We start from the raw sequence: 18,788 nt of genomic DNA, 5'->3' as shown, positions 1-18,788 counted from the left end.
GTTTCCTCTCCGGGCAAAAACAGAGGCGGAGCCTATGCTCCGCCCCCATATTTGTCTAATTGACGAAAGGCTTACTGAGCCTTGGCCTCGTTTACCAGACGCTCGGTATCCTTGGCGATCATAAGCTCCTCGTTGGTCGGAATGACCAGAACGCGAACGCGTGCCCAGTCGATGGAGATATCCATCTGCTTGCCGCGGTACTTGTTCTTCTCCGGGTCGATCTTGATGCCGAGGTACTCGAGGTGCTCGCAGACATCCCAGCGAACCGAACGGTCGTTCTCGCCTACGCCTGCGGTGAAGATGATAGCGTCTACGCCGCCCATCTCGGCAACGTAGGAACCGATGATCTTCTTAACGGACAGGTTGAACATATCCTTCGCCAGAGCAGCACGCGCGTTGCCGTCAGCAACTGCAGCGTCCAGATCACGGAAGTCGGAGGATACGCCGGAGATACCCAGCATACCGGACTTCTTGTTCAGGATATTGATGACCTCGTGTGCGTCCATGTGCTCGTGCTCAGCCAGGAACTCGATGATAGCCGGATCGATGTTGCCGGCACGGGTGCCCATCGGCAGACCGTCCAGCGGAGTGAAGCCCATGGAGGTATCGAAGCTCTTGCCGCCGTTGATTGCGCAGATAGAAGAACCATTGCCGAGGTGGCAGGTGATCAGGCGCAGCTCCTCGAGCGGACGGCCGAGCATCTCAGCAGCCTGCTGAGAAACGTACTTATGGCTGGTGCCGTGGAAGCCGTAACGACGGATCTTGTACTTCTCGTAATACTCATACGGTACTGCGTACATATAGTGGGACTGCGGCATGGTCTGATGGAATGCGGTATCGAATACTGCGACCATCGGAACATCCGGGCCCATAACCTCGCGGCAAGCCTCGATGCCGGTCAGGTTAGGCGGATTGTGAAGCGGTGCCAGCGGTACGCAGTCCTCGATCGCCTTGAGGACCTTCTCGGTGATGATAACGCTGTCCGAGAAGAACTCGCCGCCGTGTACAACGCGGTGACCTACTGCGTCGATCTCGCTCATAGAGGAGATGACACCCTTTTCCGGATCGAGCAGAATGTTGATAACAGACTGGATCGCTTCCTTGTGAGTCGGCATTGCGATGTCGAACTTGAACTTCTCATCGGACTTGTTGCCGGTGTGGGTCAGCACACCGTCGATGCCGATGCGCTCGCACAGGCCCTTCGCCATTACCTCGCCCGACTCGGTGTCGAGCAGCTGGTACTTCAGCGAAGAACTGCCAGCGTTGATTACCAATACTTTCATTTGTGAAAACTCCCTTATGCCGTATTTGGCGGCTTGCATAAAGCCGCGGAAGCCTATATAATAATGCTATATTTTTATTCTACACGATTCTTTGCAAATGTACAACCCCTTTTTCGAGGTTTTTACCTTGCAGACCGCTGTCATCTCACTGAAAGGAGCACCGTCATGACCGTATGCGGCATCACCGCCGAGTATAATCCGTTTCACACGGGCCATCTGCACCACATTGCCGAAACCCGGCGCAGCCTCGGCGAAAACGCCGTGATCGTATGCGTGATGAGCGGCAATTTCGTCCAGCGCGGCGATTTTGCCGTGCTGGATAAGTACGCGCGTGCCGAAATGGCCGTGCGCTGCGGCGCTGACCTCGTGGTTGAATTGCCGCTTGCGGCGGCGCTGTCCTCGGCGGAGGGCTTCGCCAAGGGTGCGGTGCAGACGCTGCATGCACTCGGGTGCGGCACGGTGTCATTCGGCGCGGAGACTGCGGATACGGATTTACTTTTACAGGCGGCAGAACTCCTGAACAGCCTGCCGATGAAGGGAGAATCCGGCTCTCCGCACCTGTCCTACGCCGCCAGACGGCAGGAAGAACTCAGCAAAGTCAACAAACAGGCTGCCGTTCTTTTGGATAACCCGAACAACACGCTCGCCGTGGAATACTGCCGCTTCCTGCTCCCGCTCGGGATGCGCCCGCTTGCGGTGCTCCGGCAGGGCGCGGCCCACGATGCGCGTGCGCCGCACAGCGGCTTTGCCTCAGCGAGTCTGCTGAGAGCACATTTGCGAGACGGCGATTTCGCGTTCTGCGCACCGTTCCTGCCGCCTGCGGCTCGCGCCGTGTGGAAGGAGGCCGCAGATTGCGGTGAAGCGCCGGTCGCTCTGCCGGAGAACACACTGCTCGCGCTGCTGCGGACGGCACTCTATCAGGGCAGACTGCGGACCGGCTCGGCAGACGGCTTTGACGAGCGGCTCCGCAAGGCGGTCTATACGGCACATTCGTTCTCAGATGCGGTAGAAAAGGCGCGAACGCGGCGGTTTCCGGCGGCTCGTGTGCGGCGAGCGCTCCTGCGGGCTGTGCTCGGTGTGGAGACGGACGCACCCGTCTCCCCTGCTTATCTGCGCGTACTGGCGCTCGGCGTGCGCGGACGGGCGGCGCTCAGGCAGGCTGCCCTGCCCGTTATCGTCAAACCGGCAACGGAAAAACGGCTGCCCGCAAATCTGCAAGCGGCACTCTGCCGCGATGCCTTCGCGGACGACCTGTTTGCGCTTGCACTTCCCGATCCCGAACGGAGAATCGGCGGCGGGCATTTCCGTAAAACGCCGTTCTGTCTGCGCTGAATTGACAATCCTCTCATTTTGCTTTACAATAAACTTTAGCGTTGTAAAGTGAAACGAGGGGATTTTATGATTGGTCTTGGAACCATTGTAAATGTTGGCACAGTGCTTATAGGCACTACTATCGGTATACTGTTAAAAAACGGTCTGCCGAAACGCTTTGAAAAAACGGTCATGCAGGGACTGGGACTAACCACCTGCTTTATCGGTATAGGCGGAACACTCAGCGAAGTATTGATCATACAGGATGGCGAAATCGGCACCCAGCATACCATGCTGCTTATACTCTGTCTGGCACTCGGCGCTGTCATCGGTGAAGCGCTGAATATCGAGCAGCGACTGGAGGATTTCGGTGCATTCTGTCAATCACACTTTGCTGCCAAAGGGGACAGCCGATTTGTTGAAGGCTTCGTTACCGCATCTCTTCTGTTTTGTGTCGGTGCAATGGCAATTGTCGGTGCATTAAATGATGGTCTGAACGGTGACCCAACCATGCTGATTGCCAAGGCTATTCTGGATGGTGTTGCCTCGATTCTCTTCGCCGCATCTCTCGGCAAGGGCGTATACCTGTCTATTGTGCCGATTTTCTTCTATCAAGGCGGCATTACATTGATGGCACGATTCATCCGTCCCTGGCTGACCGATGTCTTGATTGGTCAAATGTCGTGTGTCGGCTCCGTGCTGATTTTTGCCATTAGCTTGAATCTCATCTTCAACAGCAAGCTGCGCGTCGGCAATCTGCTGCCTGCGATCTTCCTGCCGGTGCTGTTTTTCTTTCTGGCGCAGTTTTTCCCGACTCTCGGCACCTTATAAAATCGACACAGTTTGACTTTCTTTTCGCCCTCCCGTATAATGGATATAACATTTAACGAAACGGAGCCGTAAACTATGCTCGCTTACACTTATCGAAAACAGGGTGAGTTTGCCCTGCAGAACAAGCCGGAACCCGTTCTCACGCATGCAGGAGACGCGGTAGTGCGCGTTACCATGTCGAGCATCTGCACGAGCGATCTGCACATCAAGCACGGCTCGGTGCCGCGTGCCGTACCCGGTATTACGGTCGGTCATGAGATGGTCGGTGTAGTCGAGCAGGTCGGTTCAGCAGTCAAAACCGTCAAACCCGGCGACCGTGTAGCCGTCAACGTGGAGACGTTCTGCGGACACTGCTTTTTCTGTCAGCACGGCTTTGTCAACAACTGCACCGATCCCAACGGCGGCTGGGCACTCGGCTGCCGGATTGACGGTGGTCAGGCGGAGTACGTCCGCGTACCGTATGCCGATCAGGGTCTGACCGTCATTCCCGATCGCGTTTCCGACCGGCAGGCGCTGTTTGCCGGCGATGTGCTCGCCACCGGCTACTGGGCCGCCAGAATTTCCGAGATCAGGCAGGGCGACACCGTGCTTATCCTCGGTGCCGGACCCACCGGCATCTGCACCATGCTGTGCGCCATGCTGCATCACCCGCACAGGATCATCATCTGTGACCCCGATCCGACGCGGCTGCGCTTTGTGCGCGAGCACTATCCCGATGTGCTCACCATCACGCCCGACCACGCGCAGGAGTTCGTGCAGCTGAACAGCCCGCACGGCGGCGCGGATGTGGTCTGCGAGGTGGCAGGCTCGGACGAAAGCTTCCGTCTTGCATGGAAGTGCGCCCGTCCGAACGCCGTTGTCACCGTTGTTGCACTGTATGACAAGCCGCAGGTGCTTCCCCTGCCCGATATGTACGGCAAAAACCTGATCTTCAAGACCGGCGGCGTGGATGGCTGCGACACCGCAGAAATCCTGCGGCTGATTGAAAACGGTCAACTGGATACCACACCGCTCATCACGCATATTTTCCCGCTGAATGAGATTGAAGCGGCGTACGATCTGTTTGAGAAGCGCCGCGACGGTGTAATGAAGGTGGCAATTACTCCTCCGGAGAAGTAAAAACAAGCGGCAGAGGCACAGCCTCTGCCGCTTTTGCATTTTATTCGCAGTCGATTCTCTCGATGTTGAAGATAACCGGCCGCGCTTTGTCCGAACAGCAGGTTATCATCTCGTTTTCGCGCTTCATCCAGCCTTTCATAATCGAGCCGTCCTGCAGTACGGTATAGATATAGCGCGAAATCGCATCCCAGACCTCGGAGCAGAACGGCAGTTTCGGACCGCCTGCAACGGCATCAGCATCACCGGTGGTTTTGGTCAGCGTGTTGATACCCATGTGCCAGAAATCGTCCCGCACATCATCGCGGTAGAATTCAAATTCATCTCCCACGTTGCAACAGGGGCACACGCCGGAGAACGGGTCGGCGCAATACTGCTGCTGCAGCTCCGGATACAGTTTTTTGTCCAGAACAGTTACTTTTTCATCACCATTCACCTGCTGTATTCAAGAGAAAAGCCACCATATCAGTCGATACAGTGGCTTTTACAGCATTATTTTTTAATCAACCAGCTTATCCAGCTCGGCAACATGATGCGTGCCGGTTGCAGTCTGGTGTTCCGCCTGCTTGGCATACATGCCGACTACCGCAGCGGATTTCTTGATGGACTGCATCGTGCCCGCACCGGCTACACAGCCGCCCGGGCATGCCATGCCTTCGAGCAGATAACCGTTGTACTTGCCGGCCTTGGCGGCCATCAGCAGCTTGCGGCAGTCGCGCAGACCCTCGGCGTTTGCCACCTTGATCTCGCGGTCCGGGTGCTTCTCGTTGATGACGTTGACAACCGCATTTGCTACACCGCCGGATACCGCAAAGTTACGGCCGTCCGTGGATGCATCGTTGATGCCGTGCGGGTCCTCCTTGAGATTTTCCACGTCGATATGGCGTGCGGCGAAAATACCGGTCATCTCCTCGAACGTCAGCACGAAATCGACCTCGCTTCGTACGTCCGAACGCATTGCTTCGAGCTTCTTTGCCGCGCACGGTCCGATAAACGCAACCTTTGCGCCCGGCTGATGGTGCTTGACCAGTCGAGCGGTCAGCGTCATCGGGGTGAGGGCCATCGAGATGCAGTTTGCCTGATCCGGGAACAGCTTTTTCGCCATTGCGGACCATGCCGGACAGCAGGATGTTGCCATGAACGGCAGTTTTTCCGGTACTTCCTTAACGAAGTCCTCGGCTTCCTGTGCCGCACACAGGTCAGCGCCGATGGCAACCTCGATAATATCGGCAAAGCCGAGGCGCTTCATAGCCGCACGCAGCTTGCCCGGGGTCATTTTCGGGCCGAACTGGCCGACAAACGCCGGTGCGACAGCGGCGTAGACACGCTCACCCGCCTGAATGGCGCGGATCATCTGGAAGATCTGCGACTTGTCTGCGATCGCGCCGAACGGGCAGTTTACAAGGCACTGGCCGCAGGAAACGCACTTCTCGTAATCAATATCGGCTCTGCCATTGCAGTCGCTGTGGATGGCATCCATGCCGCAGGCTGCCGCGCACGGGCGCTCCTGACGGATGATGGCGTGATACTGACAGACATCCATGCAGCGTCCGCACTTGATGCACTTCTCCTGATCGATAACAGAACGGCCGTTGAAGCGGTCGAGCGATACTGCGCCCTTGGGACATACCTCAACGCACGGATGCGCCATGCAGCCCTGACAGCCGTCCGTGACCATGACCTCGTTCTCCTTGCAGGCGTGGCACGCGAACTTGATCACGTTGATGAGCGGCGGCGTGTAGTAGGTTTCCTCTCGGGTGGCAGCCTCGATGTTGTCGGACAGCGGCGCGTGCTCGGCGGCACTGCGGCACGGCAGACCCATCGCCAGACGCAGGCGTTCGCCGACGATAGCGCGCTCGAGGAAAATATCGTTGCGGATATTGCCCACTTCGCCCGGCATGATGTCAAACGGCAGTGCTTCGATACGGCGGTCGGTCGGCCACTCAGTATGGTACGCCATACGGGCAACCTCGGTGAAAATGCGGTGGCGGATCTCCTGAATACGGGTTTCTACACCTCTCATAGCCATAGCTTGTTTTATCCTCCTGAATTCCTTTGCGACCCGTTGAGCGGGTCTTCCCTTTATACTATCTTATGAGCGCTCCCGGCAGAGCGCATGTGCTCTTTTAACAGGATACCATAAACAGGGCTTTCTGCAAAGGGTATTTGTAGATTTTTTAACAATTACTTTGTTACAATTTTACCTGTGTTTTTTGGGCATTCTGTTGAAAAACAACGCGCAGACGGACAGGTGTCTTTCTATCCCTTGCAAAATCGAAGGTTTTACGCTTGACGAAAAGCGGGCGATGTACGCTGCGGCGCGCGGGAACGGTGCCCGCTAACGTATTTATGTTATAATAAATTTATCCTCTCTGTCAGGATACGCAATCCTCAATCGTATTATAGGTGAAACAACGTTGCTTTCCAAAGGAGCTGAGACCAATGAAACAATTTAACAGGGCGGACGCCGAACGTCTGGTGCAGACGTACTCCGACCTAATCCTGCGGCTGGCTTACACCTATTTGAAGTCCACACACGATGCCGAGGACATCTGCCAGAATATCTTCCTCAAGCTGCTGACCGGCGGTCAAACCTTTGACAGTCCGGCGCACGAGAAAGCGTGGATCATCCGCGCGACCGCCAACGCCTGCAAGGACAGTCTGCGCGCCGCGCACCGGCGCAACGTCGGTCTGGAGGCCGCTGCCGCGACACCCGCGCCTGCCGCACCGGATTCCGATGTGCTCGATGCGGTGATGGCGCTGCCGCGCAAATACCGTGAAGCGGTCTATCTGCACTACTACGAGGGCTATTCCGTGCGCGAAATCGCGTCTCTGCTCGGTCAGAGCGAGTCTGCCGTTTCCGCACACCTGAGCCGCGGGCGCAAAAGCCTGCGCACCACCTTGGGAGGGGATCTTTATGAACAGAGAGTATAACGATAACAAAATGTATAATTCCGCACTGGACGAGCTGCGCTTCTCTGACGAGGCGAAAAGCCGCATGGTCAATCGCCTGATGGCCGCCGCCGAGCAGCCGGAGCAGCCGGTTGCCATTCATCGTGTACGCCGTTTTCCGCGCATCGCGGCGGTCGGCGTGGCTGCCGCTCTGGTGCTGAGCATCGGTGCAGGCGCAACCGGCGTATTCAAGTCCGCGAGCGACGCATTTGCCGGCGTATTCGGTCCAACAGCAGACACCGAAATCATCGACCAGATCGGCCGCCCAATCGGCGCGAGCGATACGGCGGGCGGCGTGACCGTCACCGCGGATGCGATTCTGTTCGATGGCTACAACTACCTTATCTCCTACACGCTCGAAAAGGAGGACGGTTCGGCGTTCGACTGCACGAAAAACCCGGATACCGGTCTGCTGAATGTGTACTGGAATCGTGCAGACAGCAATATCGGCCTGAATGCGCAAGGCGCAATCGGCAGTAGCTATTTCTATGACGAAAATCCGAATGATAATGCCATTCAGTATGTTGAAACCATGTCGTACACTGACGCAGTTACGACCGGTGGTACAGCAAAGATTATGCTCGGCGACCTGACAGCAGTAACTGATAACGGCGCTGAAACCAAAACCATCGCCGACGGTACCTGGCATCTCAAGTTCAAGCTGGAGGCCGATAACAGCGCGGTTGAACTGCCTGCCGGTCAGTCTATTCAAGTAGGTGGCAAAACCGCAACGATCAATAAAGTCCTGCTCTCGCCTATCGGCTATAACTTTGTCTACACGGTTGATGGCAAAGCACCGTTTGAGAATGCCGAAAGCGGTCAGGAACCCGCCAGCCACCGCGATACATGGGACGCATTTTCTGCAAAACTGCTTATCAATAAGAAGGACGGCACTGTAATCGACGTGCCAGGCAACGGCAGCAGCATGGACGTGCATGACGGCAAGACCGTCTGCACCCGCCAGGGCACGTTCGATACCATTCTCCCGCTTGATGAAGTGGCGTCCGTCACCATCGGTGATACTACGATTCCGGTAAAATAATCGGCGTAGTGCTTGCATTATCGCAAGATCGATGCTATACGATTAACAACGATGTGACACAGCCATGAGCTGCGAAAACCCCGGAGAGTGGTAGTCTCCGGGGTTTTCTCATGCCTAAACAAAAATGGAGAACGGAATGCTGCATAATCATTTTCCATTCTCCATTCTTCATTTTCATTAAATCGTCGTCAGCAGCTTTGCGAACTCCGCACGGGTGAACGTACCCTGCGGCTTGATCGTGCCGTCGCTGAAGCCCTGCACCAGACCCTTCTGCATACACAGCGCAACCGCATTTCGGCGGTCTGCCGAGATAGAGCCTGCATCCTTGACAGATACCAGCGTCTGTGCGGTTTCGGTATCACTCATGGCCGCTGTACCGTCCGCCTGCAGCAGATTTGCAAAAAGCTGCATCGCGTCCTCGCGGGTCATGGCAGCTGTCGGCCGGAAGTCATTCAGGCCCTCGAGCAGACCGTTTGCGTACACCGCGCTGACCGCCTCCGAGTACCACTCGCCTGCGCGAACGTCTGCGGGCAGTGTGCCGCTGCCGGACAGACCGCGCTGACGCGCGATGGTCGTGCAGACCTCAGCCGCCGTGATCTTATCGTTCGGACGGAATTTACCGTTCGCGCCGGTCATCAGCTTGCGCTCGGTCACTGTATTGATATACTGCAGTGCCCAGCAGGTACTGCTCACATCGCTGTAGCCGGTCGCAGCAGCCGAAACTTCGGGCGAATACGACGTCATCAACGCCTTATAGCATGCGCTGTTGCAGTTTAGCACACCGGAAAGCTGCTCAAACGTCAGCAGATATTCCTCTGTGTATGCTCTGCGGGAAGCGCTCTCATATTCGTTGTAAAAATAGGTTACGCCTTTCGTGCTGACGCGCGGATAGCTGTACAGATAAATCGCATGATCGTCCGGCAGCAGCTGCTTGACCGTCTCGATGTAGTCACCGATCAGCAGGTCGTTCAGTGTGTACTGCGTGCCGGTGTGCAGATCAAATGCCAGACAGTTATTCCAGACCGACGAACCGGCGCCTTTGCCGCTCACGCAGTTGGCCCAGACAACGAGCACCGAGCCTTCCACGGACGCACCGTAGCTGCCCTCGAGCGCATCATACTCTGCGGTAACGGACGGTCCCTTGAGGAAGAACGAACGGATTTCGCTGTTGATGGTGCTCTGCACCTTTTTGTCGCTCAGACCGCTGATCTCCGGAAAATCGACATCCCATCCATGCTCCGTGCCGTCCTGCTGATAGCCCATGAACTTTTCGTAATGCACGGTCCTTGCGGTGATGCCGCCGCCAAGGTCGAACGACTTCGGCTGCTCGAACAGCGTTTTGCCGCTGCGCAGATCAATATACTTGCGGGTGTCGTCCTGCGTGACGCAGACCACGTTTTCGGTCAGAATGGTCGGGTTCTCCGCCTCTTTAACGGACGCTGCAAAGCCGCCGTTTTTGCGGAAGAAAATCAATGTGCCGTCTGCGGTGTTGTGCCACGACAGACCGTAGCGCAGCTCGGAGAAGCCGCTGATGTAGCTCAGCGTGCGGTAAGACAGGCTGCCGCCCGCATCCACCGCGGAAACCGAACCGTCCTCACTGCGGGCCGCGTACAGCCCCTCGCCCATGTAGGACAGATAGTAATACGTCGGCGCCGTCAGCAGCTTGCCGGTGGTATCCATAATGCCCCAGCGGTTGATCTGACGAACCATTGCTTCGCCGTCGTGAAACTCCGAAATGGTGTTGTACAGAAACTCGGTCAGCAGTTTGCCCTCCGAAAGCGAATACAGCGCCTGATTGGTGCCGTTGGTGACGACCACCGTGCTCTCGCCGTAAATCGCCATGTAGGAAGGCGTTACGTCATTCGGCAGAGTGTACAGCACCGTGCCCTCGGTGTCGATTGCCTGATAATCGCCGTCCTGCGTCTGCACAAGCGTTCTGCCATTTGAGAACGCGCCAGCCTTACGGTAGCTGCCCGAAAAGGCAGTCGAACCATCCTGCTTGACATAGGAATACAGACCGGTATCCGCATTTCTGCACAGCAGCAGTCCGTCCTCAAAGAAGCCGACCGCGCCCGGATATGAGCCAATGCGCTTGCCGTCAGTCGCATAATACACGCTGTGGTCAGTGTAACGATACGCAACTATCGTATCCGAAAAATCAACCGAAACCGGCGAATCCGTGTATGCAATGACGAGCTTTCCCGTGCGGTCGATCACCGCCGTCTGCCACTGCTCGTTTTCTACGGCAGCGAGTCCGCAGTCCGCGAAATCTCCTGCCTGTGCGTAGGCAAACGGAAGAACGGTCATGCCGTCCTCATCCAGATAGCCTGCGCGTGTCACGCCGTCAATGTCGGTGTACTCTGCCGGAAAAATGGTGCCGGCCGCAGCCGCACTCACCAGCATCACACACGCAACCGCCAGCGCGGAAAGTGTTTTTTTGAACATATGCTTCACCTGTATATTGTGTAAAGTTCTCTATCCTTGTTATTCTTATACAATATACATTATAAGCAATCACGCACTCTCATACAAGGTCAGGCGGCAAAGTGTAACAATGGTGAAACAACCCGCCGGAATGTTACGATTATGTTACATTCCCAGAATGCACATCAGTTGCCGATAATCGGTGTTGCGCTCTTGGCGATGGATACCTTTTCCACATACGGCACATGTGCGTAAACGTTGGCTGTGGTGGAGATGTCGGAATGCCCCAGCCAGTCCTGAATCTGCTTGAGCGAAAAGCCCTGCTGCAGCAAAATCGTTGCAACCGAATGCCGTAAATCATGAAACCGGATACGCGGCAGGCACGCACGGCGGCACACCCGCTCGAACTCACGCGAAATGTAATCCGGCCGAAGCGGCGAACCGTCCTCACGGCAGCAGACGTAATCGCTCTGGCAGTAGGCTTTGCCGTACTTTTTGCGGTTGGCGTTCTGTCTGCGGCGCAGATCGGTCAGATACCGCCGGAGCGAGTCGGACAGCGGCAGCGTCCGATAGCTGGATTTGGTCTTTACGCTGTCCGCATAGATCACACGTCCGGAGGACAGCACCGCCGTATGATTGATGACCATGCTCCGTGCCCGAAAATCCACGGCACACCAGCGCAGACCGGCGCACTCGCTGCGGCGCAGACCATAGGTTGCCGCCAGCACGAACGCCGCCTCTGCCGGCGACTGCAGCGCCGCTGCCAGAAAAATGTTGATCTGCGTCCGGTCGTACACCTGTCCTCGAAAGCGCGTCCGCTTGGGCAGCATGACATTATCCGACGGATTCGTCGGGATAATCTGCAGTGCTACCGCGTATTTCAGGCACTTGTGCATGATGGAATGAAACTTGACGATCGAAGTCGGTGAAAGCCCCTGATCGAATTTCAGGTTGACAAAATCCTGAAAATCCATCGGCCGTGCCGTGGCAAGCGTTGTTCCTCGTGCGGTGAAAAACGGCTTGATGTGCTTTTCAAATGCGTAGCGGTAGCCGTCCATCGTGTTTTCGCGCACCTGCGTTTTCATCTGGGTCAGCCAGCGGTCCATGAAATCTGCAAACGGCGTTTTCGCTTCGGTCGAGTAGCGCAGCCGCATCAGGTCCTCCGGACGCATAATAAAGTGAATGTAGCCGTCCTCCTCGTAAATGCGTATGTTCTCCATTGAGAAGCCTCCTGTAAAAATAGTCATCCTGCAGTATTCGGCAGCACCGCACAATGAAAGCTGCGGTGCTGTCTTGTCCTGCATTTCCATATTTTACGAAAATTCGACCAAATTCGACAATATTCAATTTGCACAGAAAAGCAACAAAAACCGCTCCGAATCTGCATTCAGAGCGGTTTTATCGGTTTTATGGCAATTAGATCGTGCGAACAGAGATCATGCCTTCGATCGCGCGCAGCTCGTCGAGGTTAGCCTCGGTCGGAGCCTCTGCGGTGTCGATGATGGTGTATGCATAGTCACCCTTGGAACGGTTGCCCATATTCTCGATGTTGCAGCGAACAGCGGAGGTGATGGATGCGATCATGTTCGGGATGTTCTTGTGGATCATGCAGATGCGGTAGCCGCCTTCGTACGGAACCTTGAGGTTCGGGAAGTTGACCGAATTGCGGATGGTGCCCTTCTCGAGGTACTCGGTGATCTCGTAAACGGCCATCTTAGCGCAGTTGTCCTCGCTCTCCGGCGTGGACGCACCCAGATGCGGGAGCGTGATGGCATTCTCCTGCTCGAGGATCTCGTCGGAAGCAAAGTCGGAAACGTATGCTGCAACCTTGCCGCTCTCGAGCGCCTTGGCCATTGCCTTGGTGTCAACCAGCTCGCCGCGCGCAAGGTTGATGACGCGAACGCCGTCCTTCATCTTCTCGATCGCCTCTGCGCTGATGGTGTTCTTCGTGTCAGCGTTCAGCGGAACATGAATGGTGATGTAGTCGCAGTTTGCGAAAATCTCGTCCAGCTCGGTAACGTGCTTGACCGAGCGGTCGAGCTTGAGTGCGCCGTCAACCGACAGGTACGGGTCATAGCCCCAGACCTCCATATCCAGGCCAACAGCCGCGTTTGCAACCTTAACGCCGATCGCACCCAGACCGATGATGCCCAGCTTCTTACCGGCGATTTCCGGGCCTGCATAGGTGGCCTTGCCCTTCTCGGCAGCAGGACCGATGTCCGGCGTGCCCTTGAGGCCCTTAACCCAGTTTGCGCCCTGTACCACCTTGCGGGAAGCCAGCAGCAGTGCACAGATAACCAGCTCCTTAACGGCGTTAGCGTTTGCACCCGGCGTGTTGAAGACTACGATGCCTTCCTCGGAGCAGCGGTCAATCGGAATGTTGTTGACACCGGCGCCTGCACGCGCGATGCAGCGCAGGTTCTTCGGGAACTCGACGTCATGTAGCTTGGCAGAACGAACCAGAACGGCGTCATAATCGGTGAAATCCTCGGAGCAGGTATACTTTGCCGGATCGAGATCGTCCAGACCTACCTTCGAGATCTTGTTGTAGAGTTTTACGTTATACATGGGATTATCCTCCAATGGAAAATGGGGAATTGAAAATGGAAAATGTCGCTATCCTTGCGCGATACCGCAATTTCCCATTCTCCATTATCAATTCTCAATTATTGTTACTTGTTTTCTTCAGCGAACTTCTTCATAAAGTCGATGAGCTTCTCAACGCCCTCGATCGGCATTGCGTTATAGATGGAAGCACGCATACCGCCTACCGAACGGTGACCCTTCAGATTGGACATGCCGGCTGCCATGGACTCCTTGGCAAACTTTGCGTCCAGCTCGTCGTCGCCGGTGCGGAAGGTCACGTTCATGTGGCTGCGGGAATCCTTTGCGGCTACAGTCTTGTAAAAATCCTGGGAATCGAGGTAATCGTACAGCATGGAGGAACGCTTCTCAGCACGCTCCTGCATAGCCTTTACGCCGCCCATGTCTTCAACCCACTTGGCAACCAGACCGAGTACATAGATACCGTACGTGGGAGGCGTGTTGTACATGGAATCCTTGTCAGCCATGGTCTTCCAGTCCAGCATAACCGGGTACTTCTCGAGCGGATAGTTGCCGAGCAGATCCTCGCGGACGATGACAACGGTAACACCGGCCGGGCCCATGTTCTTCTGTGCGCCGGCGTAGATGACGCCGTACTTGGAAACATCAACCGGCTTGGACAGGATGTTGGAGGACATATCCGCTACCAGCTCAACGCCTGCCGGGGTCTCGGGATCGTACTGATACTCGGTGCCGTAGATGGTGTTGTTGGCGCAGATGTAGAAGTAGTCGGCATCCGGACGGATATCCAGCTCATCCTGCGTCGGAACGTGGTCGAAGTTGGTCTCCTTGGAGGAGAATGCAGCGTGCATGTCGCCGAACTTCTGCGCTTCCTTGTAAGCCTTGGAAGCGAAGCTGCCGGTCAGCGCGTAGTCAGCCTTGCCGGTCTTCAGCAGGTTCATCGGGATCGCTGCAAACTGGGTGGTGGCGCCGCCCTGCAGGAACAGAACCTTGTAGTTATCCGGAATGGAGAGTACGCGGCGCAGAGTAGCCTCGGTCTCCTGGATGATGCCGTCATATACCTTTGAACGGTGACTCATCTCCATGACTGACATACCGGAGCCCTGATAGTTCAGCATGTCGGCTGCACAGCGCTCAAGCACCGGAACCGGAAGCATGGAGGGACCTGCGGAAAAATTGTAGATACGATTGTCTGCCATAGTGAATAGCCTGCCTTTCAAATATAAGCGTAAAGACGTTCCCAGTTTACATATCACGGTCTGTCGCGGTGATATTACTTTTATGAATGGAACATATTATTTATTATAATACAAAGCCCTGCCGTTGGCTACCGAAAAATGTCCCAAAAAATCCGTAATGAATAAACGAATGTCTGCACATTGTGGACAGTTCATGAAATTTAGTAATGCGTAATCAAAAATCAGTATTTTTTTGTGATAGGTGAATGCATACCTGTGAATCACGGCAATTCCTAATTCCTAATCCTAATTCCTAATTATGTGTTATACTGTATTATAGCACAATAATGTAAGGAGCCAACTGTATTATGCACCACCGCCGACCGGCTGCGCCGCACAGCCACCGTCCCAATCACAGACAAATCAACCGCCTGATGCCATTCACGACGGCACCGCTGTTCCATGCTCTGCAGCTGCTCGAGACCGGCGACTCCGCGCGGTTTCACATGCCCGGGCACAAGGGTGAGCCGGTTTTCAACACCTATGCAGATATTTTTGCCATCGACTTTACTGAAACCTACGGCACCGGCAACCTGTACACCGGTGAAGGCCCTATCCGCGATGCGGAGGTTGCCGCCGCGCGGTATTTCGGCGCGGAGGACTGCTTTTTCCTGACCGGCGGCTCGACGCAGGGCATTCTGGCCATGCTCGGCACAGCGGTCGGACGCGGCGGCGCTGTCCTGCTCGACCGCGAGGTACACAAGTCCGTCTGCTACGGCTGCGCGCTGCTCGGCATTACGCCGTATTTTTTCTCTGCACCGCTGATCGAGCCGTTCGCGGTTTCCGGTTCGCTTCCGGTCAAGGATGCGGAAGCACAGCTGATTGCACATCCGGAAATCAAGGCGATCCTGCTGACCTCCCCGACATATTACGGCATCCGGCGGGCGATTCCCGAGTTTGCCGATCTGTGCCGCGCGCACGGCAAGCTGCTGCTCGTAGACGGTGCACACGGTGCACACTTCCCTGCTGTCGGCCTGCCGACACCGGTCGCGGAAGGTGCGGATATGGCCGTGCTCTCCATGCACAAAACGCTGCCGTGCATGGGACAGGGCGCCGTTCTGCTCTCCGCGGCAGGCGTGGACCGCCGCGCACTGCGCGAAAACACCATGCTGTTCGGCACGTCCAGTCCGTCCTACCCTATTATGGCGTCCATCGACCTTGCGCGTGCCTACACCGAGGGACCCGGTCACGCGGAGTACCGCCGCTCGGCGGAAACCTGCGCCGAACTGCGTGCCTATGTGCAGCACCGGACCATGTTCACCGCACTGACCGAGGATCATTTTCCTGCGCTTGACCCATGCCGTCTGACGGTGTGCACCGCCGGAACCGACATCACCGGTCACCAGCTGGCAGATACGCTGTGGAGCGAATGCGGCGTGGCGTGCGAGATGGCGGACGACCGCAATGTTGTGTTCATCCTCACCGGCTCTGACCCGAACAGTGCGATCAGCCGTCTGAAACGCGGTCTGCGGCGCATTTCCAAACGGCGCGAGCTGATTCCCCTGCCGTCCCTGTCCGCACCGTTTCCGCCCGCCGAGCGCGTGATGAGCGTGCGCGACGCATGGTTCTCACAGACCGGCAGAGTGCAGCCTGCCGCTGCCGAGGGTCTGGTCTGCGCCCGTCCGGTCACGCCGTATCCGCCCGGTGTGCCGCTGCTCTGGCCCGGCGAGAAAATTACAGGAGCGCACATTGCACTTATCCGTGAAAGATGGTACAATATAATAGATGAAATAACCGTTGTTGTCCATCAATAACGCATCTCATCCAAGCAAACGATATGTTTCCGCGCAGCAATGCGAATAGGGGGTTACTATTATGAAAATGGTACTGGCTATCATCAATTACGATGATTCGCAGGATGTTATCTCCAGCCTGATGAAAGCAGGCTTTTCCATCACCAAGCTGGCGACCACCGGCGGCTTCCTCAAAGCAGGCAACGTCACGATCCTGATCGGTCTGGACGAAAGCAAGCTGGATGAGTGCTTTGACATCATCCGCGAGCACTCCTCCTCCCGCAAGCAGATCATGCCGGCAACCGCTGAACTCGGCATGGGCTTTTTCCCGTCCACGCCGGTGCAGGTCGAGGTCGGCGGCGCAACCGTATTTGTACTCAACGTTGAGCGTTTTGAAAAGCTGTGATCTCATTTGACGCACTTGCGGGCAACAATGCGCTCAAAAACAGCCTGAAGCATGCGCTGAACGAGCGTTTTCCGCAGACCGTGCTGCTGTCCGGTGACGATCCGGCGGCGCTCAAAACCCTTGCGACTGTACTCGCGGCCGGTATTTTATGCGAAGGCACGGGCAGTCATCCGTGCGGAAACTGTCTGCCGTGCCGCAAGGTGGAGCAGGGTGTGCACCCGGATCTGATGATCGTGGACGAAGGAGAGGCCGAACTCAAGGTCGATCTGGCGCGTCAGATCAAGGCGGAAAACGCCATTATCCCGAATGACGGCGAACGCCGTGTGACAGTCATTCACCATGCGCAGAATCTCAATCCCATGGCGCAGAACGCACTGCTCAAGGAACTGGAGGAGCCGCCTGCGTATGCGTTCTTCATTCTGACCGCCGAGCAGCCGGATTCGCTGCTGCAGACCGTGCGCTCGCGCTGCACTAAATTTACGCTCGAGCCGTCGCATGCGGCGGTGTCGGACGAAGAGGCGGCAAGCCTGCTTGCACCCTATCTCTCTGCGGTTGCCGAACGGCGTGAGGACCGCATGATGCTCGGTGCAATGGGTCTGGAAAAGACGCCGCGCCGTGCACTGTTAGGTGTACTCGGCATTCTGCAGGCCGCTGTCCGGGACGCGATTTTCGTCTCAAAGGCTCTGCCGCAAAAGCCGCTGCAGCCGGCACTCCGCAAGCAGACGCAGGCACTCGCCGGCGCCGTCAGTACGGAACGTCTGCTGGCGGTCTACGATTTTATTGATGTGCTGATCGACCGTGTGTCGCGCAACGCGGCATCCGCGGCTGTCACCTGTGCATTAACAAGCGATATCTACCGCATCTGTTACGCTTCCTAAGCGTTTCCATCATACAGGAGGAAAACTTTTTGACAACAATAATCGGAGTTCGTTTCAAATCGAACGGGAAAATGTATTATTTCGACCCGCAGGGTCTGGAAATCGCACCCGGTACGGGTGTGATCGTCGAGACGGCACGCGGCGTGGAATACGGCGACTGCGTGCAGGGCAACACCGATGTGCCCGATCAGCAGGTCGTGCAGCCGCTCAAGCGCGTGGTCCGTGTGGCAACCGAGACCGATATGAAAACGCTCGAGCGCAACAAAAAGCGTGCCGACGAGGCGTTTATTATCTGCAAGCAGAAGATCGAGGACCGCGGTCTGGAAATGAACCTTGTCACCGCGGAATGCACCTTTGATATGAACAAGCTGCTGTTTTACTTCACCGCAGACGGTCGTGTGGATTTCCGCGAGCTGGTTAAGGACCTTGCGAGCGTGTTCCGCACCCGCATTGAGCTGCGCCAGATCGGCGTGCGCGATGAGGCAAAGATGATCGGCGGTCTGGGCTGCTGCGGCCGCGAGCTGTGCTGCAGCTCATATCTCGATGATTTCCATCCGGTCTCCATCAATATGGCAAAGGATCAAAACCTGTCGCTCAATCCGGCGAAGATTTCCGGTGTGTGCGGCCGTCTGATGTGCTGTCTCAAGTATGAGCATGAGGCCTACGCCGAGCTGCAGAAGGTCACGCCGCGTCAGGGCAGCGTGGTCGATACGCCGGAAGGCCGCGGCAAGGTAGTTTCCACCCAAATGCTGCGCGGCACCTGCAAGGTGCAGCTGGACGACAGTCCGGAGCACTCGCTGACCGAGTTCCAGTGCACGCAGTGCTGCATGGTAAAGGGTGCGTGCCGCAACCGTCAGAATGCCGCCGCTATGGCCGAGGAACGCCGTAAGCGCGAGGAGCAGGAGGATGCTGCCGCTCCCGCACCCAAAAAGGATGCACCGAAAAAGAGCGAGGCTCCGCATCAGAAGCCGCAGCAGCCGCGTCCGCCGCGCAAGCCTGCCCCGCAGCA

At 56.5% G+C, this 18,788-nt stretch carries 15 protein-coding genes and 1 pseudogene; 9 read left to right on the top strand and 7 right to left on the bottom strand.

The window, feature by feature from the left end; all coding sequences use genetic code 11:
* Window positions 1-71: 71 nt before the first annotated feature.
* The gene (locus PG722_RS02575) at window positions 72-1,283 is read right to left on the bottom strand and encodes an acetate/propionate family kinase (RefSeq protein WP_118360029.1); all 1,212 of its coding nucleotides are present in this window, start codon (window positions 1,281-1,283) and stop codon (window positions 72-74) included.
* Between the two features lie 165 nt (window positions 1,284-1,448).
* On the opposite strand from PG722_RS02575, the gene PG722_RS02570 reads away from it, so the two are divergent.
* From PG722_RS02570 to PG722_RS02560, 3 genes are all read left to right on the top strand, one after another.
* Window positions 1,449-2,615, top strand: a complete 1,167-nt coding sequence (locus tag PG722_RS02570) for a tRNA(Met) cytidine acetate ligase (RefSeq protein ID WP_270579570.1) — start codon at window positions 1,449-1,451, stop codon at window positions 2,613-2,615.
* A gap of 66 nt (window positions 2,616-2,681) precedes the next feature.
* Window positions 2,682-3,425, top strand: coding sequence for a DUF554 domain-containing protein (locus PG722_RS02565; RefSeq protein WP_270579569.1), 744 nt, complete (start codon window positions 2,682-2,684; stop codon window positions 3,423-3,425).
* 75 nt (window positions 3,426-3,500) lie between these two features.
* The gene (locus PG722_RS02560) at window positions 3,501-4,544 is read left to right on the top strand and encodes an alcohol dehydrogenase (protein WP_270579568.1); all 1,044 of its coding nucleotides are present in this window, start codon (window positions 3,501-3,503) and stop codon (window positions 4,542-4,544) included.
* Window positions 4,545-4,584: 40 nt separating this feature from the next.
* Here the strand turns inward: PG722_RS02560 and PG722_RS02555 are convergent, their stop codons facing one another.
* Both PG722_RS02555 and PG722_RS02550 read right to left on the bottom strand, forming a co-directional pair.
* Window positions 4,585-4,977 (bottom strand): TIGR04076 family protein, encoded by a 393-nt coding sequence (locus tag PG722_RS02555; RefSeq protein ID WP_270579567.1) that lies wholly within the window; start codon window positions 4,975-4,977, stop codon window positions 4,585-4,587.
* A gap of 63 nt (window positions 4,978-5,040) precedes the next feature.
* Window positions 5,041-6,564 (bottom strand): 4Fe-4S dicluster domain-containing protein, encoded by a 1,524-nt coding sequence (locus PG722_RS02550; RefSeq protein ID WP_270579701.1) that lies wholly within the window; start codon window positions 6,562-6,564, stop codon window positions 5,041-5,043.
* A gap of 419 nt (window positions 6,565-6,983) precedes the next feature.
* Here PG722_RS02550 and PG722_RS02545 point away from each other — a divergent pair, with 419 nt between their 5' ends.
* Complete coding sequence (locus PG722_RS02545; protein ID WP_188886271.1) at window positions 6,984-7,475, top strand: RNA polymerase sigma factor; 492 nt, start codon at window positions 6,984-6,986, stop codon at window positions 7,473-7,475.
* Window positions 7,459-8,535 (top strand): DUF4179 domain-containing protein, encoded by a 1,077-nt coding sequence (locus PG722_RS02540; protein ID WP_270579566.1) that lies wholly within the window; start codon window positions 7,459-7,461, stop codon window positions 8,533-8,535. Before PG722_RS02545 ends, PG722_RS02540 begins: the two co-directional genes overlap by 17 nt.
* Window positions 8,536-8,712: 177 nt before the next feature.
* Here the strand turns inward: PG722_RS02540 and PG722_RS02535 are convergent, their stop codons facing one another.
* From PG722_RS02535 to serC, 4 genes are all read right to left on the bottom strand, one after another.
* Complete coding sequence (locus tag PG722_RS02535) at window positions 8,713-10,980, bottom strand: S-layer homology domain-containing protein (protein WP_270579565.1); 2,268 nt, start codon at window positions 10,978-10,980, stop codon at window positions 8,713-8,715.
* A gap of 164 nt (window positions 10,981-11,144) precedes the next feature.
* Window positions 11,145-12,179, bottom strand: coding sequence for a tyrosine-type recombinase/integrase (locus PG722_RS02530; protein ID WP_158557246.1), 1,035 nt, complete (start codon window positions 12,177-12,179; stop codon window positions 11,145-11,147).
* Between the two features lie 196 nt (window positions 12,180-12,375).
* Window positions 12,376-13,527: a 3-phosphoglycerate dehydrogenase family protein gene (locus PG722_RS02525; RefSeq protein WP_118564215.1), complete on the bottom strand. Its 1,152-nt coding sequence runs from the start codon at window positions 13,525-13,527 to the stop codon at window positions 12,376-12,378.
* Window positions 13,528-13,631: 104 nt separating this feature from the next.
* Window positions 13,632-14,723 (bottom strand): 3-phosphoserine/phosphohydroxythreonine transaminase, encoded by a 1,092-nt coding sequence (gene serC / locus PG722_RS02520; protein WP_270579564.1) that lies wholly within the window; start codon window positions 14,721-14,723, stop codon window positions 13,632-13,634.
* A gap of 347 nt (window positions 14,724-15,070) precedes the next feature.
* Here serC and PG722_RS02515 point away from each other — a divergent pair, with 347 nt between their 5' ends.
* The 4 genes and pseudogenes from PG722_RS02515 to PG722_RS02500 form a co-directional block, all read left to right on the top strand.
* Window positions 15,071-16,516, top strand: a complete 1,446-nt coding sequence (locus tag PG722_RS02515; RefSeq protein WP_270579563.1) for an aminotransferase class I/II-fold pyridoxal phosphate-dependent enzyme — start codon at window positions 15,071-15,073, stop codon at window positions 16,514-16,516.
* Between the two features lie 61 nt (window positions 16,517-16,577).
* Complete coding sequence (locus PG722_RS02510) at window positions 16,578-16,901, top strand: cyclic-di-AMP receptor (protein ID WP_110435421.1); 324 nt, start codon at window positions 16,578-16,580, stop codon at window positions 16,899-16,901.
* Complete coding sequence (locus PG722_RS02505; protein ID WP_270579561.1) at window positions 16,898-17,779, top strand: hypothetical protein; 882 nt, start codon at window positions 16,898-16,900, stop codon at window positions 17,777-17,779. Before PG722_RS02510 ends, PG722_RS02505 begins: the two co-directional genes overlap by 4 nt.
* 29 nt (window positions 17,780-17,808) lie before the next feature.
* Window positions 17,809-18,681, top strand: a pseudogene (locus PG722_RS02500) (PSP1 domain-containing protein); the annotation flags it as partial.
* Window positions 18,682-18,788 lie beyond the last annotated feature (107 nt).

This window comes from Butyricicoccus sp. OF27-2pH9A (assembly GCF_027693185.1).
GTDB lineage: Bacteria > Bacillota > Clostridia > Oscillospirales > Butyricicoccaceae > Agathobaculum > Agathobaculum butyriciproducens.
Note: the sequence above shows the minus strand (reverse complement) of the source record. Positions and strands in the feature narration are given on the sequence as shown.

What these genes read in the sequence shown, in the direction of transcription:
- PG722_RS02575 (WP_118360029.1), bottom strand. Translation starts at nt 1,283, where the DNA reads ATGAAAGTATTGGTAATCAACGCTGGCAGTTCTTCGCTGAAGTACCAG.
- PG722_RS02570 (WP_270579570.1), top strand. Translation starts at nt 1,449, where the DNA reads ATGACCGTATGCGGCATCACCGCCGAGTATAATCCGTTTCACACGGGC.
- PG722_RS02565 (WP_270579569.1), top strand. Translation starts at nt 2,682, where the DNA reads ATGATTGGTCTTGGAACCATTGTAAATGTTGGCACAGTGCTTATAGGC.
- PG722_RS02560 (WP_270579568.1), top strand. Translation starts at nt 3,501, where the DNA reads ATGCTCGCTTACACTTATCGAAAACAGGGTGAGTTTGCCCTGCAGAAC.
- PG722_RS02550 (WP_270579701.1), bottom strand. Translation starts at nt 6,564, where the DNA reads ATGAGAGGTGTAGAAACCCGTATTCAGGAGATCCGCCACCGCATTTTC.
- PG722_RS02545 (WP_188886271.1), top strand. Translation starts at nt 6,984, where the DNA reads ATGAAACAATTTAACAGGGCGGACGCCGAACGTCTGGTGCAGACGTAC.
- PG722_RS02540 (WP_270579566.1), top strand. Translation starts at nt 7,459, where the DNA reads ATGAACAGAGAGTATAACGATAACAAAATGTATAATTCCGCACTGGAC.
- PG722_RS02535 (WP_270579565.1), bottom strand. Translation starts at nt 10,980, where the DNA reads ATGTTCAAAAAAACACTTTCCGCGCTGGCGGTTGCGTGTGTGATGCTG.
- PG722_RS02530 (WP_158557246.1), bottom strand. Translation starts at nt 12,179, where the DNA reads ATGGAGAACATACGCATTTACGAGGAGGACGGCTACATTCACTTTATT.
- PG722_RS02525 (WP_118564215.1), bottom strand. Translation starts at nt 13,527, where the DNA reads ATGTATAACGTAAAACTCTACAACAAGATCTCGAAGGTAGGTCTGGAC.
- serC (WP_270579564.1), bottom strand. Translation starts at nt 14,723, where the DNA reads ATGGCAGACAATCGTATCTACAATTTTTCCGCAGGTCCCTCCATGCTT.
- PG722_RS02515 (WP_270579563.1), top strand. Translation starts at nt 15,071, where the DNA reads ATGCACCACCGCCGACCGGCTGCGCCGCACAGCCACCGTCCCAATCAC.
- PG722_RS02510 (WP_110435421.1), top strand. Translation starts at nt 16,578, where the DNA reads ATGAAAATGGTACTGGCTATCATCAATTACGATGATTCGCAGGATGTT.